The following is a 15,842-nucleotide window of genomic DNA, read 5'->3' on the forward strand; positions in this document are numbered from 1 at the left end:
GTCCTCGGGACAGAATAAACACATTGGGGAACTGATTGGCTCAGGATAAATGTGTAGATATTGATATGGATTTACACAAAAAGGAAGAGCAATGAAATGAGTTGCAATGGAAAGGGGATAGACAAATGCAGGGGAATTACTTCGAGCCGGAGATCGAGTGTGCTTCGCGGGAAGTCATGCATTACATCCAGTCCAAAAAATTGGTGAAAATGGTTGAGCATGCCTATAACCATGTGCCGTTGTACAAGAAGCGCTTCGATGAAATCGGGCTGCTGCCGGGGGACATCCAATCGATTGAGGATGTCAAAAAGCTTCCGTTTACCTACAAGGACGATCTGCGCGATCATTATCCCTTTGGTATGTTTGCCGTGCCAAAGGAGCAGTTGGTTCGTATTCATGCGTCGTCCGGAACAACGGGCAAACAGACTGTCGTAGGTTATACGAAACACGACATCGATGTGTGGGCGCGTAGTGCAGCCCGCAGCATTGTTGCGGTGGGAGGAACGCGTTCAGACTATGTTCATGTCTCCTATGGATACGGTCTGTTTACCGGCGGCATGGGCCTGCATTATGGAGCGGAAAAATTGGGAGCGACCGCCATTCCTGTTTCGACGGGCAATACAAAGCGCCAGGTTCAAATTATGCAGGACTATGGTTCGGATATTTTGTGCTGTACGCCCTCATATGCCATGTATATCGGCGAGACCGTACGCGATATGGGGATTGACCCCAAAACGCTTAAGCTTCGTGCGGGTATTTTTGGGGCAGAACCCTGGACGGAAGAGATGCGCCGCGAGATCGAGCGCTTGCTTGCGATCCGCGCATATGACATTTATGGCCTTTCTGAGATTGCCGGTCCCGGCGTGTCCTGTGAATGCCAAATGCAGGCGGGGATGCATGTGAATGAAGACATGTTCTATCCAGAGATCATCGATCCGGAGACGGGGGCGCAATTGCCCGATGGAGAGTACGGCGAGCTTGTGTTCACCTGCATCGGCAAGGAAGCACTGCCGCTGATCCGTTATCGGACAAGGGACATCTGTACGTTGAACCACGAGGTGTGCGCCTGCGGACGTACGCTGGTTCGGATGGGCAAGCCGCGCGGCCGTACGGACGACATGCTGATTATCCGTGGAATCAATGTATTCCCATCCCAGGTGGAGAGCGTACTCTTGGAGCTGGGAATGGCGCCCAGCTATCAGATTGTTGTGGACCGGATCAACAACCTGGATACCATGGAGGTACAGGTCGAGATGACTCCCGACATGTTTGGAGATACGGTTCGCAGTTTGGAAGGCGTCGAACACAAGATTGCCAACGCCCTGCAATCTACCCTGAACATCGCAGCGAAGGTCCGCTTGCTCGAACCCAAATCGATCCCGCGTACAGAAGGAAAAGCCAAGCGTGTGATCGACAATCGGACCAAATTATAAAGGAGGAATCGGTATGCAGATCCAGCAGATTTCAATTTTTGTGGAAAATAAGTCCGGCCGCCTTGCGGAGATCACAGAGGCGCTTGCCGCAGCAAAGGTGGATATTCGCGCCGTTTCCATTGCGGATACCAGCGATTTCGGCATTTTGCGCTTGATCGTTGATAAGCCGAAAGAGGCAGTGGAGGCTCTAAAGGCAGCAGGTCTGACGGCTTCCCTCACCAGTGTCATTGCGATGGGAATCGACGACCAGCCAGGCGAGTTTGCCAAGGCGCTGCGCGTATTGGCGGACAATAAAATTGGCGTGGAATATATGTATGCCTTTATCAGCCGTGAGCACGGTAAAGCGTTTGTCATTCTCCGTGTAGATGACAGTGAACGCGCAGTTGCAGTGCTCAAGGAGCATCAAATCACCATCCTGAGCGCGGAAGAAATCTACGGAATGTAATGTAGAACGATTTTATACAAATTGGAGCGGACGGGAAGGCCTTTCCCGTCCGTTTCTGTTTCATAAGAAGGTAGAAGATTTGGGAACAAAATGGGAATATTATCAGAGAAATCTTCGGCCAAGTGGACATGTTTGTTTTTAAGGGAGGATCATGATGTATTGGAATCCAGAGCAGTATTTACAGTTTGAAAAAGAACGCACCCAGCCTGCCATCGATTTAGCCAACCGAATCCCACAAAAAGCCGTGGATCGGGTTTTGGATGTGGGATGCGGTCCAGGAAATAGTACAAAAGTGCTCGCGGAACGGCTTCCCGGCGCACGTGTTTTAGGGATTGACCGTTCTTTGGAGATGATTGAGGTGGCAAAAGAGCAGCACCCTGCATTGCAATTTATGCAGTGGGATGCATCCCAGGATTTGGAAGGCTTGGGGCCCTCATTCGATGTGATTTTTTCCAATGCCTGCATTCAGTGGATTCCCGATCATCCAGCCTTGTTGGGGCGGTTTATGGACAGGTTAAATCCTGGTGGAATATTGGCAGTACAGGTTCCGATGAACAATCGAGAGCCGATTCATCAGATTATACAGGAATGTATATCCAGCCCACGATGGAAATCCTTTTTCCCGGAGACGCGCGTCTTTTTCCAGCTGCAACCGGAGGAGTATGCGGCTATACTGGCCGGTTGGACAGACCAATATACCCTGTGGGAGACTGTATATTATCACCGTATGCCCTCACACCGTTCCATTTTGGAATGGTATCGTGGAACCGGGTTGCGGCCATACCTACAAGTTTTGCCCGCCCGTGAGGCTGAACAGTTGGAATTGGAAATTTTGGCCCGGCTGGAAGAATGCTATCCCAAACAAAAAAACGGGGAGATTTTGTTTCGTTTTCCAAGGCTCTTCTTCCTAGCACAGAAACCGCATATAAGTTCTCATGAAGAATAATTATCTTTATAGATGGCATGCCACTTGCTCCATACTGTAATCGACTAAAAGAGTGATAAAATTTTTATTGGTATGCAAAACATCAAACAATTTTTACGATTGAAACCATGATAGAATGGAGGGAGCGGCCCAGATACCACTCCCTCCATTTTCTATGATAAGCTGTCGCAAAAAGGGAATCTCTCGGCGGTAGGAGGGGGATAAGTGGGCTTTCGATCGAGAACGAAGAGGGAAATGGACAACGATCTACTCACCCCAGAGTGCTTCTGTTGGCGCATGAAATGCCCCTTTGCAGGTTGTGGGGCAAGTTGAAGAAGATTTCGTGCCATTTTTGAAAAAGGTATATTGGCATGAGGTCCTTACAGGGTTTGTGAAATCTTCATTTGGGAGAATTCCAAGAGGCTGTAACGTTCTTTTTCGTATGGAAGATCGATTTTTTAGGAGAAACACTCGCAATGCTTTTGAAAAGTACGGCTTGTGCCGGAGAATGAGATTACAATTTTACTATGTAATAGTATTTTGCGTGTTGCTTATAGAAGCATTTTAAAATTCTATGAGAAGTTATGTCCCGATAGAGATGATCTTTTGCACCCAATCTTTGTAAAAGGCTTCCTCATGTGATACCAGCAACACTGTCCCTGAAAATTCACAAAGCGCCTTTTTTAGCGATTCTTTTGCCTGTATATCCAAATGATTCGTAGGTTCGTCCAGTATTAAAAAATTGCACGGCGTTAGGGTGAGTAAACATATTTTTACTTTTGCCTGTTCACCGCCGCTGAGTGTACGGATCGCCTGCATTGCATGTTTACTGGAGATACCACAGCAGGCCAAATGTTTGCGGACCTCTTTTGTTGCCATTTGAGGGTAAGCCTCTGAAACGATTTGTAGTGGAGTCTCATCCCCATCGCGCCATATAAGATCCTGCTCAAAGTAGCCGGTTGTGACTTGTTCAGAAAATTTATAGGTTCCTCCCATTGCGGGAATTTGGCCGGTTAGAGTTTTCAGCAAGGTGGATTTTCCGATACCATTAAATCCAGTCAGAACGACTTTTTGCCCCCCGCCGATGCGAAAATCGACCTTGGATAAAACAGGAAAATGATAACCGACGGATAATTGTTTTACCAGTAGATGTTCTGTATTTGTCAAAGGGAGTTCAGAGAAACGAAAGAATGGTTTGATTTCTTTCAGGCGGCAATCCTCCAACCGCTCCAATCGATCGAGCTGTTTTTGCCGGCCTCTTGCCATTTTTGCTTTTCTGCCAGCGATATTTTTGCGGATAAATTCCTCGGTCTTTTGAATCTCCTTTTGCTGAGCAGAATACTGACGGATGTAATCCTCTCTTATAAGCGCTTTCTTTCGGAAAAACTCGGAATAGGTCCCATAGTATTTGACGAAACGCTTATGGTCGATATCGCAGATTCTATTTGCAACTTTGTCCAGAAAATTATAGTCGTGCGATACAACGAAAAAGGCAGTTTCTAAATTGGATAACAAAGTAGAAAGCCACTCCACATGCTCTTTGTCCAAAAAGTTGGTAGGTTCGTCAAGCAGTAGGACGTCTGGTTTTTCAAGCAAAAGTTTTGCCAGAATAACCTTTGCCCGTTGCCCTCCACTGATTTTATCGATTGGCCGGTCGAGACCAATTGTCAGAAGCCCTAAACCACTTGCAACCTGTTCGATCTGTGTATCAATCTGATAAAACACACTGTTTTCAAGCTGTTCCTGATACTCTGCAGCTTGGTTCAAGAGTTGCATGTCGGAATGACCATTCTCGAACGATTCGTATATCTGCATCATTTTACGTTCGACCGCATAAAGGTTTGAAAATGCCGACTTTAAAAATGTTCGTATGGTCAAATGGCGGTCGATGTCTGCGTATTGGTCAAGATAACCTACAGATACGTGAGGCTGCCAGATCACTTGCCCCTTGTCGGGAATGATCTGTTCTGTCAGAATCTTTATTAAGGTGCTTTTGCCGCTGCCGTTTTGACCGACAATTCCGATATGCTCGCCTTTATTTAGGGATAGGCTGGAATCCTGATATAAGAGATTCTCTCCAAAAGAGTGTGTTAATCCTTTTATTTCTAGTAAACCCATGGTTTATCAAAATCCTTTCCAGTGATAATAAAAAAGGCAGAAAGCGATACGCAAGGTATCGACCTTCTGCCTTTCAGCCACATTTGGCGATAAATGACAAAAGGCTATGGACAAAACATTGTCCATAGCCTGAAAGCCCAAGATTCGCTAAAGAGTACAAGAAAATAAAGCAACCCTTGTTTTTCTGCGAAATCCTGTCGGGGTTACCTTATTTTCCGATGAAATCTAAAAGCGTGTTATATGCTGGACTCTGTACAATGTTTCATCGGCTTTGATTGTACAGAGTTGATTCGCCTACGTGGTTGATCTGTCAAATAAATGTGCATCTTCATTCTTCCTTTGGGATTTTTCACTTTTATTGTATTCTATTGAAAGGGACTTGTCAATCCTTGCTGTGTTCGGAAATATAAGCGGTAGAATCGAAAGGAAATTGAGCGCTTCAAGCCTTTTACCAGAAACCACTTGTTCATAGAAGAACCACATGGTCGCCATTTTCAGTATATAGGGCGCTCCATGTTGATTGATCGAAATTCATCGTCCTTGAGAACCGCTTACTCCTTGTTTGTATCATACAATGGAACTTGCCATGCCAAAGATTCTCATACAGCGATTCCGTTTTTTCGCTTCGTACAGGTTGGCATTTCTCTACTACAAAAGCTTCTATGACCGTTTCGTAGACAATGAGAAAATTCTATATCACAGAAATCATTTAGCATTTATACCATCCTGAACAAAAGAAAGGATCGGTTGAATGGTGCTGCGGTCGATGAAATTTACATCGTTTCCGTAGGTGTCCAAAAGCTGTTGATCCTCTACGCGCAGGGTGGCCGGGTCCTTTTTTGCAAGCATATGTTGAAGCATAGCCATCATCGCGCGATGTATAACGCTCAATTTTCGATAATTCAGTCTGCCGCGCAAATGAAAAAAGGCGGTTTTTGCCTCTAAATCGGGCGGAAAAATCTTTTTTAATGAATTGCGGATGTGCTGAACATTGGCAGGGTCGTTAGGATCGGCAATCCCACAGGTAAAAAGGATGAAGGTTTTCGGAAGAATAGAGGCATACTTCTTTAAAAAAGTGGAAAGTCCCTTTACACCGCCTGCATAAAGTCCACCTCCGTAGAGAATACAGTCATAGCGAGACAGTGTTTTGGAAGAAAGCGCTTTGACTGCATAAAGATCTGCATGTAACGCCTCTGCAATCCAGCGCGCATAGGTCTCTGTAGAACCATACTTTGATGCGTAAACAACAATTGTCTTCATGTAGCCTCCCAGCTGTTTGAATAGAAATTTTTGAGGGTATTTTTCCTAATATCGAGAAGCCCCTATGTACAATGGAATGTTGGGCCATTCCGTTTGCGTATAAAAATGATCCGCATTTATCACATAGTGGCGTAATACCCCTTGCTTTAGCTTCGGGGGCATAAGCCACACATTTTTTGGTTCATCTGTTCTATTTGAAGGAAACGGTCGTTGAGCCGAGAATCCCCGGCTTTAGACTAGGGGAGTGTCAAGGAAGGGAAATCCCTTCGATCTTTTGAAATTCCACAGTATAACCATTTGGGTCCTCCAAAAAGAAGGAATAGACCGGCTGGCTGGGGTGCTGGGCAGGGATACTCTGTGGCTGAACACCGAGTGCTAAGATACGGCGGTACTCGGCGTCTACATCGGCCCGATTTGTACAATTGAGCGATAAACAGAGATGGCGGTGGGGAATTTCACCGTCCCCATAGGCGACAAAACCGAAGGATCCGCCATTGGCGTAAAAGATTCGCACTGTATCGGAGGCAAACACGGTGCGCAGACCGATCACTTGCGTATAAAATGCTTCGGTTGCGGATAGGTCTAGGCAAGGATAAAATGCTATACAGGAGGTTATCATGGATGGAATCCTCCTTCCCATGTACTTATGTTTTATTTTGAACGTTTACTCAAGGAAAAAGCAAAAAGAGCTTATGCAGAGCAACTTCTTGTGGGTTTATCGATCCGGAAAGGCCGCTTTTAGAAAGACACAATACAAGGAAAGCATTGGAACCGAAATGAAAACCGCAGGAGGTCCTTCAGACAAAGGGGCACAATTGATATGTGAAACAATTGTGCCAATGCCGTTGAACACAAAATGAGCGTATAAAGCCGAATCAAAAATTGCAATGCATTTCTTTTGGAATCGGATGCCCAGTTCTTAAAAGGTAGGTTTTATACAGGCCAGCTACCTAAAATATATCTATAGAGAAAACCATTCAAAAGAAGCCGCAAGAAAGGATGCTTTTGTACGATATGAGCAATAGGACGTTACAATAGCCATCTGATCATGACGGACCCCTTACAGCGATTTACGACTCCATAGGCGATAGGACTCATCGATCGTTCTGTGGTTGTGATTTGATTCCGGTTATCTTTGCTATAACGGTTTTTTGCTTATTTGTGATGGCCATATAAACGAACAACTATCAACAACTTATAGGAAGGGTATCTCCATTATCATATTAGTTAGCCGTATTTGCCTATCAGATATAGGCAAATACATGTCATAATGGTCTTGATAGTCTGCCTTACTTGCCTGTATAGGAAAATTCAGCTAACAACCATGATACTTTCGCTTAATTTAGTAGAGATCTAAAATCACTACCGTCTACAAATAGTGGACTCTACTGATCTCGAACACACTTTAACTTTCCTTTCCTGCATGGATGAAGTCAACACCGCCGCCATAGGGGTGATAAACAATGCCGGTCACCCCAGGAGCAGAAGCAAAATAGTGGTTCTCATAGAAAAGAGGATAAAAGATGCACTGTTCGTTGAGATAGCGCTCCATCGCTGCACAGGTGGCGGCCGCTTCCGCTCCACTTTGATTTTCCGCCTTGGATAGATTTTCATCGTAACCTGTAGAGTGCAGGCCAGCCGGGTTGTTTGGATTGTCGCTGCGGAAGAGATCGAGGACAGCCAGAGGGCCGGAGGATTCCGGAGTAATGGAACAGATTGCAATCTGATAACTTCCTGCTGCGATGCGGGAAGCCAGCTCTTTATCGCTGAGAGGTTCCATGTTGAAATAATTGTCGAATAAAACATTCCATTCCGTCAGCATCTCATTGGCCATCAGCTTGACTTCCGGGTCATCCGAACAGAGGATGGTCACACTCGGCAGTGCTTCTAAGCCTAACTCCTGTAGGCCGGCCAGCAAAAGCTGGGCTACTGTTGAATCTTGTTGGGGATAGAACGTTTCATTTCCCACCTGTTGGCGATAATCCCGGCCGAATAGCTTGGTTTCCGGCGGAATGATATAATCCGCAACGGTTGTTCCTTTAGGGAGATGTGTGAGTACCTTTTCACGGGTAAAGGCTTGTGTAAAGGCCTTACGGATATTGAGATTACACATAACTTCATTTTGTGTATTGAAGCACAATCCCCAGGTTGTATCTTCGAAGCCGACCACTGTGCAGCCCGCATCTTCAGCCTCTTCCACAAGTTCTGAAGGCATGGCGATTGCATCTACAGTGCCATCCGTAAGGGCGGCCACAGGGTCAGAAACATCCACCTTCTTGTTTCCGATACTAAATTTAATATCGGAGGGCAAAGGTTTGCTGTCGCCAGAGTAACTGGAAGAACGGCGCAGGTTGATATAGGAACCGTGCTCCCAGCCATAAGCGCCGTCGATTGCAAATGGTCCGTTGCACAACATCGTGGAACGCTCCAAACCATAGCGTCCACCGGTTGTAAGGAAGAATTCCTCATGGCACGGCATAAATACAGCCGATGCTGCTCGAACGGGAAAATCCTCGCACGAGTATTCCAATTGCACAGAGAGGGTACGGGCATCTACCGCGGAAACGCCCAGCTGCTCCACCGGCAGTTCGCCGGACCGGATGGCGCGTGCATTTTGGATACAGAACATAGGGCTACATGTGGATGAATTGGTTGCAGGATCAAGTGCACGCTGAAACGCATAAACAAAATCATCCGCGGTTACAGGGGTGTTGTCGTCATCGTTCCAAACAGCATCCTCCCGTAGATAAAACGTAAATTGAGTAAAATCTGTGTTGGATGACCATTTTTCTGCTACACCGGGAACTGCATTGCCATCTGCATCCAGGCGAGTCAACCCTTCGAAGAGTGCCTGAATCAATATAATGCCGGATTCATCTTCCGCGATTTGAGGGTCGAGCGTCTTTGGTTCCGAAGCCAAGTGATATTGGAAGGACTTGTTCGCATTGCTGGGTTCGCTGTCCTCGCATGCTGCCAGAGAGAGCAGCAGGACCACACATAAAATAATTGCCGCAAACCGTCTCATTCCGTCACTCCTTCCGGTTTTTTCATTTATTCTAGCATCTTTTCAGGGGCAATGCAATGTGGATACAGAAATGTCATAGAATCGTAAGTTTCCTGTTATGGACTGGGATGTACGGGAGGGAATCTTGCCGGAATAGAAAAGAACCTCCGCAATCGCATGAAACGCCAATCATTCGACTTTAAAGAATTTAAAAAAATCCCATGAAAAATATGGAAACCCGCCTATACAACCCCCGTTTCATAGGGTATAATAAATGTGTAGGAAACATGCATCCTGCGAGAAATTTTTATTACAATGGAAGAAATCCAAAACTTGAATGGAGGTTAAACAGATGAGCCAGAGAGTAAAATTTTATATTTGTAAGCATTGTGGGAATATCGTAGGATTGATTAACAATGCTGGTGTGCCGCTGGTTTGCTGTGGGGAGAAGATGAGCGAATTGGTTCCCAATACCACAGAGGGCGCAACAGAGAAGCACCTGCCGGTTGTTGAAGTGGATGGAAATATTGTAAATGTCCATGTAGGAAGCGTAGAGCATCCGTCTACAGAAGAGCATTACATCGCTTGGGTATATCTGGAGACAGCGCATGGTGGACAGCGCAAGGTCATTAAGCCGGGCGAGAAGCCGTCGGTGTCGTTTGCCTTGCAGGACGATGAGCTGATTGCTGTCTACGCATATTGCAATCTGCACGGCCTATGGAAGACCGAGATGAAATAATTCGTCCGAGATCCATACATATATAGAAAAAAGGCGTTTCCCTGCTGGGAAACGCCTTTTTTCATTTGGAGGACGGATTATTGAATATATTGCGGAGATTCAATGCCAGAAAACACCCGGCATGCTTGCTTCTCCGCAAGTTTGGAACGGGAGCCTGTTTCCTCCCGTTCCCTCTAACGCTATAAACGGGAACAGCCGTGTTTATTCCTCGATAAGAGAACGGCCGTCCATCTCCGCAGGCTGGGGTAAACCCAGAATCTGCAGCATAGTGGGAGCAATGTCGGCAAGGCGCCCGCCTTGGCGCAGCTTCTTGCAGGGATAGCCGACTACGCAGAACGGAACAGGGTTGGTAGTATGCGCAGTGAACGGGGAGCCATCTTCCTCGTACATCTTGTCCGCATTGCCATGGTCCGCTGTAATCAGCGCCACACCGTTCATTTTTGCAATCGCGTCAAGGACGCGGCCCACACAGGTATCGACTGCCTCGACAGCGGCCTTAGCGGCGTCAAAAACGCCGGTATGGCCGACCATATCGCAGTTTGCATAATTCAAAATAATCACATCATATTTGCCGGATTCGATGCGCTCAATCAGTTTATCAGTGACCTCATAAGCGCTCATTTCTGGCTGTAAATCATATGTGGCCACCTTCGGAGAGTTGACCAATACGCGATCTTCATTCGGGTATTGCTTTTCAACGCCCCCATTGAAGAAAAAGGTCACATGGGCATATTTCTCTGTCTCTGCAATACGCAGCTGTGTCAAACCCTTGTCGGAGATGTATTCGCCGAAAGTATTCGTCAAACTCTGCGGCTTAAAGGCCACAAGAACGTTTGGCATGGTTGCATCGTACTGCGTCATGCAGACATACTTAACCGGGAAGAAGCCCTTTTTGCGTTCAAAGCCTGTAAACTCCGGATCGACAAACGTACGAGTAATCTCTCTCGCGCGATCCGGACGGAAATTGAAGAAGATAATGGAATCTTCTGCACCAATTTCTGCGCCCTGTGCACAAACAGTTGGTACTACAAACTCATCGGTGACATTTTCCTTATAGGAATCCTCCACCGCCTGAACCGGATCGGGGCACTGGATGCCCTCTCCATATACCATCGCGGCATAGGCTTTTTCAACACGTTCCCAACGGTTGTCGCGGTCCATTGCGTAGTAACGGCCCATCACAGTGGCAATCTCACCGACACCGATCTCTTTGAGCTTTGCGGCACAATCGGCCACATAATCCTTACCAGAGGAAGGCGGCACATCGCGGCCGTCAAGCAGAGCATGGATATAGACCTTTTTCAGGCCACGGCGCTTAGCGAGTTCCACCAATGCATACAAATGGGAATTGTGGCTGTGCACACCGCCGTCGGACAACAACCCAATCAAATGCAGAGCGGTCTTTTTCGCAATGGCATTGTCCACCGCAGAAATAAAAGCGGAATTTTCAAAGAAATTGCCATCTTGAATGGACTTGGTGATGCGGGTCAGCTCCTGATAAACAATACGGCCGGCGCCAATGTTGGTGTGTCCGACTTCGGAGTTCCCCATCTGTCCATCCGGCAGGCCAACGTCCATTCCGGATGCTCCGATCTGTGTAATCGGATTGCTGCCAAAGATACGGTCCAGATTAGGCTTATTGGCTGCTTTGATTGCGTTGCCGTAATCGCCAGCAATACCAAAGCCGTCCAAAATCATTAAAATCAGAGGTTTTTTACTCATGAGTTATTCGATCTCCTACTCTTTTCAAAACTGCAAGGGAATTAGCCCAAGGTAGCAGCCTTGACAATCTCCGCGAAATCTGCGGGTTTCAGGGAAGCGCCGCCGATCAGGCCGCCATCCACATCGGGCTGTGCCAAAAGCTCGGCTGCATTCTTGGCGTTCATGGACCCACCGTACTGAATGGTCATGCCGTTTGCAGCTGCCTCGTCGTAGAGGCCCTTCACGGTTTCACGGATGATCGCGCAGACCTCGTTGGCCTGTTCTGCGGTTGCAGTTTTGCCGGTTCCGATTGCCCAGACCGGTTCATATGCAATAATCACGCGGGAGAGCTCGTCCTTGCTCACACCTTGCAGAGCGATTTTGGTCTGCATTGCAACCAACTCTGCAGTGATGCCCTGCTCGCGCTGTTCCAAGTACTCGCCGACACAGAGAATCACGGTCAAACCATTGTCCAAAGCGGCGCGTACGCGCTTATTAACGGTGACATCCGTCTCGCCAAAATAAGTACGGCGCTCGCTGTGACCGATGATGACATATTTCACACCCATTGCGGTCAACATATTTGCAGAAATTTCTCCCGTATAAGCGCCGGAAGCTTCCCAGTGGCAGTTTTCTGCGCCTACACCGATGTTGGTGCCAGCGGTTGCCTCCAAAGCGGCGGCGAGGTCCACATACGGAACGCAAACGACCACATCGCAACCCGCATCAGCGACCAGAGGCTTGATAGCTTCGATCAGCTCTTTTGCCTCAGCAGGGGTCTTGTTCATCTTCCAGTTGCCGGCGATGACGGCTTTTCTCAGTGCTTTGTTCATGGATGTCTATCTCCTTTTATATGATAGTCAAAAAAGAAACCTCCGGAGGGGGCCGCACAGCCGGAACATAGCGTCCCGGGCAGGCGGGAATCCCCGCCGAAGGCGCGGATGCTCAAATTAGTCCTTATCGTTCAAGCAGGCAATGCCTGGGAGAACCTTGCCCTCCAGGAACTCGAGGGAAGCGCCGCCGCCTGTGGAGATATGGGTCATCTTATCCGCGAAGCCGAGCTTCTCGACTGCAGCAGCAGAATCGCCGCCACCAATGATGGAAATCGCGCCACTCTCTGCAACGGCTCTTGCAACAGCGATTGTGCCCTCAGCAAAAGCTTCCCATTCGGAAACACCCATCGGGCCATTCCATACCACCGTGCCAGCTCCCTTGACAGCCTCTGTGAACAGCTCGCGTGTCTTGGGGCCAATGTCCAGGCCCATCCAGCCGTCCGGAATGCGATCGGAATCGACAAGCTTGTGCTCGGTGTCGGGTTTATATTCCAAGCCGACAATATTGTCCACCGGAATCAGGAACTTGACGCCCTTTTCCTTGGCCTTCGCCATCGTATCCTTCGCGAGTTCGACCTTGTCGCTCTCACAGATGGAAGTGCCGATGGAATAACCCAGAGCATTCATGAAGGTGTAGGCCATGCCGCCACCGATGATGAGGGTGTCCACCTTGTCCAGCAGGTTGGTGATTACGCCGATCTTATCGGAAACCTTCGCGCCGCCCAGAATAGCGACAAACGGGCGCTTCGGCTCGGTGAGCGCGCCGCCCATGATGGTGATTTCCTTCTGAATCAGATAGCCGCAGACAGCCGGCAGGTAGTCGGCAACGCCAGCGGTCGAAGCATGCGCACGGTGCGCTGTGCCGAATGCGTCATTGACATAAATTTCCGCCAAGGAAGCAAGATCCTTTGCAAAAGCCGGATCGTTCTTTTCTTCTTCTTTGTGGAAGCGGACGTTTTCGATCATCTCGACTTCGCCGTCCTTCAGGGAAGCAGCGATGCTCTTTGCGCTCTCGCCAACAACATCCTTTGCCATTTTGACTTCCTGGCCGAGTGCCTTGGAAAGATATTCCGCAACCGGGGCCAGGGAATACTTCATGTTGAACTCACCCTTCGGGCGGCCCAGATGGGAGCAGAGGATCACCTTTGCCTTATGGTCAACCAGATATTTGATGGTCTTCATAGCCTCGTTGATGCGCTTGGGATCGGTGATATTGCCCTCTGCATCAAAGGGGACGTTAAAGTCGCAGCGGACGAGGACTCTCTTGCCCGCTACGTCGATGTCTTCGACAGTTTTTTTATTGAGGTAATTCATAACGTTTGCGCTCCTTTATTTGAATTTTCAGAGTCTCCTACGCTTGTTTTTCAGTATACAATAAATGGGAATTATTTTCAAGAGAGAAGGCCTGATTTTTGCGGGGTGTACAGCCGTTTTCCGGCGCCTTTTGTCAATCCCACGAGAGGCGGTGCAGCTGCCCCGCGCACAGGAGATTTGGATAATTCCACTGCCGCAATACTTCATAGACGCCTATCGCTACAGAATTCGAAAGGTTTAGACTGCGCGCGTCCGGGTTGTTCAGCATAGGGATACGTACGCAGGATTCCGGGTGCTGCAAAAGAAGCTCTTCCGGCAGACCGGCGGTTTCCTTGCCAAAGACCAGATAACAGCCGTCTGGGTATGAAATATTGGAATGGATGTGCTGTGCCTTTGTGGAAAAATAGAAAAAATTGCCGCTGTTTTGGCTGAAAAAATCGGAAAGACTATCGTAATAGGTGATGTCCAAAAGATGCCAGTAGTCCAGACCCGCACGCTTGAGCTTTCGGTCGTCAATTTTGAACCCCATGGGCCCGACCAGGTGCAGCCGAGCGCCGGTTGCAGCACAAGTGCGTGCAATGTTGCCGGTATTCTGCGGTATTTCTGGTTCGACCAGTACAATGTTCAGTGTTGCCATGTGTAATTCTCCCCCGGGATATGCCCGATTTCAGTTTTGTTTTTATGCATGGCCATTATACCATCAATCGCCGAAAATCTCAAAATTATGTAGAAAATCCGGAAGCAAACGGAACCGATATTCAACCGCAAGGAGGGGAAAATAATGCGGGGAAACTCCCTGATCGAATTATTGGAAAAATGGAATGCAATTTGGAGGTCGTATATGATGTATAAGGAAACGATGGGCTTTGTCAAAGGAATCGGCGCAGGCATTGTGGCCAGTGTTGCCGTAGCAGCGGTAGGTAGCCAGATGATGAAGAACAACCGCCACCTGCGCCGGGACGCACACCGCGCTATGCACGCAGTCGGCAATGCAATGCAAAATGTAGAACACATGTTCAAGGCGTAAGAATGGTATTCCAGGCATAAAAGTACCTTTGATTTACTTTGTAAAGTTTGGAATGGAATTTCTTACAGCGCATGAACACAAAGTGGAAAGAGGGTGTCCCCAAACTGCGAATGGTTCGATTCAAAGGAAGGGGACATCCTCTTTCTATTTAAAAATGTTTGAATTTCTAAAAGAAGAGGGTATCCTTAAGTCATTTTGTGACTTTTGGGACACCCTCTTCTTCCTTGTTTAGATTGTTGGGACTGCTTTTAAACAGAAGTGGATACCCGATAGGCTTTGTACTCCCGATGAAAATGGTAGCCCAACTTTTGAGCCAGGGAGAGGGATTCCCGATTGGCTGCATCCCAACTGGGATAGAGCCCTCGCTGTATGCACTCTAAAATCAATGTAGCAGCACATGCAGTTGCCAATCCTTTGCGCCGGTATGACGGTTTTGTATCAATCTCTACCTCAATTCCACCTTTATAATAGGAATGGGAAGTAGCGCCACACACAAGTTGGTTTCCATCGTAGGCGGCGATTCCTATTCCGTGTTCCTGGAAAGCGGAATACGTGGGAAACCAGGCGCAAAGATGGGAGGACCACTCCTCCTTTTGGCTCGTTAAATAGGTGGAGAGATCAAAGGGGGAGATTCGATAGTTTCCCTGAGGCGGCACAGCTTGGCGTTGCAAAGTATCCAGATGAAAGGCCGTGGCTTCTTTGCAAAGGGAATATCTTTGCACGGGGAATTGTTTTCCAGTATGTACATGTTCTATTACGGGCTCCCAAATTGTTTGAAGAGGAATGATGTAGCACCATGGGTGAGAATAACCGTCGGGTAGAACAGCGGCTAATTCTTCTGCTACGGGTGAATCAGGGTTTCCGGACAGAAAACAAAAGTCGGTGGTACAAATTTTGGCTGCGGTTGGTGCTTCCAGGCGGTCTGCCCAGGCATCTCCCATACATCCTTCCAAACAGGAACGAATCAGCGTATGATCCGAGGCGGAGAACAGCGGGGCAATACAGTGCATTTTATCTTTGGGAACTTGAATCATCATAAACCT

The 15,842-nt window shown here is 47.8% G+C and carries 15 protein-coding genes; 6 read left to right on the top strand and 9 right to left on the bottom strand.

What is annotated here, in order from left to right; genetic code table 11:
- Positions 1–125: 125 nt before the first annotated feature.
- The 3 genes from B9Y59_RS02455 to B9Y59_RS02465 all read left to right on the top strand — a co-directional run bounded on the left by B9Y59_RS02455 (position 126) and on the right by B9Y59_RS02465 (position 2,824).
- The gene (locus B9Y59_RS02455) at positions 126–1,433 is read left to right on the top strand and encodes a phenylacetate--CoA ligase family protein (protein WP_085531602.1); all 1,308 of its coding nucleotides are present in this window, start codon (positions 126–128) and stop codon (positions 1,431–1,433) included.
- Positions 1,434–1,446: 13 nt separating this feature from the next.
- Positions 1,447–1,878 carry an ACT domain-containing protein gene (locus B9Y59_RS02460; protein WP_054323515.1) on the top strand — a complete coding sequence of 144 codons (432 nt, stop codon included), beginning with the start codon at positions 1,447–1,449 and terminating at the stop codon, positions 1,876–1,878.
- A gap of 151 nt (positions 1,879–2,029) precedes the next feature.
- Positions 2,030–2,824 (top strand): methyltransferase domain-containing protein, encoded by a 795-nt coding sequence (locus B9Y59_RS02465; protein ID WP_198945584.1) that lies wholly within the window; start codon positions 2,030–2,032, stop codon positions 2,822–2,824.
- A gap of 561 nt (positions 2,825–3,385) precedes the next feature.
- Here the strand turns inward: B9Y59_RS02465 and B9Y59_RS02470 are convergent.
- The 3 genes from B9Y59_RS02470 to B9Y59_RS02485 form a co-directional block, all read right to left on the bottom strand.
- Positions 3,386–4,921, bottom strand: a complete 1,536-nt coding sequence (locus B9Y59_RS02470) for an ABC-F family ATP-binding cassette domain-containing protein (protein WP_054323516.1) — start codon at positions 4,919–4,921, stop codon at positions 3,386–3,388.
- A 705-nt stretch (positions 4,922–5,626) separates the two neighbouring features.
- Positions 5,627–6,181: a flavodoxin domain-containing protein gene (locus B9Y59_RS02480; protein WP_085531606.1), complete on the bottom strand. Its 555-nt coding sequence runs from the start codon at positions 6,179–6,181 to the stop codon at positions 5,627–5,629.
- Between the two features lie 247 nt (positions 6,182–6,428).
- Entirely contained in the window at positions 6,429–6,800 is a 372-nt protein-coding gene (locus B9Y59_RS02485) for a VOC family protein (RefSeq protein WP_054323519.1), read from the bottom strand.
- On the opposite strand from B9Y59_RS02485, the gene B9Y59_RS15630 reads away from it, so the two are divergent.
- Positions 6,799–7,041 carry a hypothetical protein gene (locus B9Y59_RS15630; RefSeq protein ID WP_158088922.1) on the top strand — a complete coding sequence of 81 codons (243 nt, stop codon included), beginning with the start codon at positions 6,799–6,801 and terminating at the stop codon, positions 7,039–7,041. The genes B9Y59_RS02485 and B9Y59_RS15630 overlap by 2 nt on opposite strands.
- A 545-nt stretch (positions 7,042–7,586) precedes the next feature.
- Here the strand turns inward: B9Y59_RS15630 and B9Y59_RS02495 are convergent.
- Positions 7,587–9,206, bottom strand: a complete 1,620-nt coding sequence (locus B9Y59_RS02495) for a peptide ABC transporter substrate-binding protein (protein WP_054323520.1) — start codon at positions 9,204–9,206, stop codon at positions 7,587–7,589.
- A 331-nt stretch (positions 9,207–9,537) separates the two neighbouring features.
- Between B9Y59_RS02495 and B9Y59_RS02500 the strand changes: the two genes are divergently transcribed.
- Positions 9,538–9,924, top strand: coding sequence for a desulfoferrodoxin family protein (locus tag B9Y59_RS02500; protein ID WP_054323521.1), 387 nt, complete (start codon positions 9,538–9,540; stop codon positions 9,922–9,924).
- A gap of 201 nt (positions 9,925–10,125) precedes the next feature.
- Here the strand turns inward: B9Y59_RS02500 and gpmI are convergent, their stop codons facing one another.
- The 4 genes from gpmI to B9Y59_RS02520 all read right to left on the bottom strand — a co-directional run bounded on the left by gpmI (position 10,126) and on the right by B9Y59_RS02520 (position 14,409).
- Positions 10,126–11,646 (bottom strand): 2,3-bisphosphoglycerate-independent phosphoglycerate mutase, encoded by a 1,521-nt coding sequence (gene gpmI, locus B9Y59_RS02505; protein ID WP_085531608.1) that lies wholly within the window; start codon positions 11,644–11,646, stop codon positions 10,126–10,128.
- A 41-nt stretch (positions 11,647–11,687) separates the two neighbouring features.
- Positions 11,688–12,458, bottom strand: a complete 771-nt coding sequence (tpiA, locus tag B9Y59_RS02510) for a triose-phosphate isomerase (protein ID WP_054323523.1) — start codon at positions 12,456–12,458, stop codon at positions 11,688–11,690.
- A gap of 117 nt (positions 12,459–12,575) precedes the next feature.
- The gene (locus B9Y59_RS02515) at positions 12,576–13,772 is read right to left on the bottom strand and encodes a phosphoglycerate kinase (RefSeq protein ID WP_054323524.1); all 1,197 of its coding nucleotides are present in this window, start codon (positions 13,770–13,772) and stop codon (positions 12,576–12,578) included.
- Positions 13,773–13,905: 133 nt separating this feature from the next.
- The gene (locus B9Y59_RS02520) at positions 13,906–14,409 is read right to left on the bottom strand and encodes a tRNA (cytidine(34)-2'-O)-methyltransferase (RefSeq protein ID WP_054323525.1); all 504 of its coding nucleotides are present in this window, start codon (positions 14,407–14,409) and stop codon (positions 13,906–13,908) included.
- Positions 14,410–14,613: 204 nt separating this feature from the next.
- On the opposite strand from B9Y59_RS02520, the gene B9Y59_RS02525 reads away from it, so the two are divergent.
- The gene (locus B9Y59_RS02525; RefSeq protein ID WP_242967192.1) at positions 14,614–14,799 is read left to right on the top strand and encodes a hypothetical protein; all 186 of its coding nucleotides are present in this window, start codon (positions 14,614–14,616) and stop codon (positions 14,797–14,799) included.
- Between the two features lie 248 nt (positions 14,800–15,047).
- On the opposite strand, the gene B9Y59_RS02530 is transcribed toward B9Y59_RS02525, so the two are convergent.
- Positions 15,048–15,836, bottom strand: coding sequence for a GNAT family N-acetyltransferase (locus B9Y59_RS02530; RefSeq protein ID WP_085531609.1), 789 nt, complete (start codon positions 15,834–15,836; stop codon positions 15,048–15,050).
- Positions 15,837–15,842 lie beyond the last annotated feature (6 nt).

Origin of the sequence: Anaeromassilibacillus sp. Marseille-P3371 (assembly GCF_900169665.1) — a bacterium.
In the GTDB taxonomy this organism is placed as follows: Bacteria; Bacillota; Clostridia; order Oscillospirales; family Acutalibacteraceae; genus Anaeromassilibacillus.

What these genes read in the sequence shown, in the direction of transcription:
- B9Y59_RS02485 (WP_054323519.1), bottom strand. Translation starts at nt 6,800, where the DNA reads ATGATAACCTCCTGTATAGCATTTTATCCTTGCCTAGACCTATCCGCA.
- tpiA (WP_054323523.1), bottom strand. Translation starts at nt 12,458, where the DNA reads ATGAACAAAGCACTGAGAAAAGCCGTCATCGCCGGCAACTGGAAGATG.
- B9Y59_RS02480 (WP_085531606.1), bottom strand. Translation starts at nt 6,181, where the DNA reads ATGAAGACAATTGTTGTTTACGCATCAAAGTATGGTTCTACAGAGACC.
- B9Y59_RS02470 (WP_054323516.1), bottom strand. Translation starts at nt 4,921, where the DNA reads ATGGGTTTACTAGAAATAAAAGGATTAACACACTCTTTTGGAGAGAAT.
- B9Y59_RS02455 (WP_085531602.1), top strand. Translation starts at nt 126, where the DNA reads ATGCAGGGGAATTACTTCGAGCCGGAGATCGAGTGTGCTTCGCGGGAA.
- B9Y59_RS02530 (WP_085531609.1), bottom strand. Translation starts at nt 15,836, where the DNA reads ATGATGATTCAAGTTCCCAAAGATAAAATGCACTGTATTGCCCCGCTG.
- B9Y59_RS02495 (WP_054323520.1), bottom strand. Translation starts at nt 9,206, where the DNA reads ATGAGACGGTTTGCGGCAATTATTTTATGTGTGGTCCTGCTGCTCTCT.
- B9Y59_RS02515 (WP_054323524.1), bottom strand. Translation starts at nt 13,772, where the DNA reads ATGAATTACCTCAATAAAAAAACTGTCGAAGACATCGACGTAGCGGGC.
- gpmI (WP_085531608.1), bottom strand. Translation starts at nt 11,646, where the DNA reads ATGAGTAAAAAACCTCTGATTTTAATGATTTTGGACGGCTTTGGTATT.
- B9Y59_RS02465 (WP_198945584.1), top strand. Translation starts at nt 2,030, where the DNA reads ATGATGTATTGGAATCCAGAGCAGTATTTACAGTTTGAAAAAGAACGC.
- B9Y59_RS02520 (WP_054323525.1), bottom strand. Translation starts at nt 14,409, where the DNA reads ATGGCAACACTGAACATTGTACTGGTCGAACCAGAAATACCGCAGAAT.
- B9Y59_RS02525 (WP_242967192.1), top strand. Translation starts at nt 14,614, where the DNA reads ATGATGTATAAGGAAACGATGGGCTTTGTCAAAGGAATCGGCGCAGGC.
- B9Y59_RS02500 (WP_054323521.1), top strand. Translation starts at nt 9,538, where the DNA reads ATGAGCCAGAGAGTAAAATTTTATATTTGTAAGCATTGTGGGAATATC.
- B9Y59_RS02460 (WP_054323515.1), top strand. Translation starts at nt 1,447, where the DNA reads ATGCAGATCCAGCAGATTTCAATTTTTGTGGAAAATAAGTCCGGCCGC.
- B9Y59_RS15630 (WP_158088922.1), top strand. Translation starts at nt 6,799, where the DNA reads ATGGATGGAATCCTCCTTCCCATGTACTTATGTTTTATTTTGAACGTT.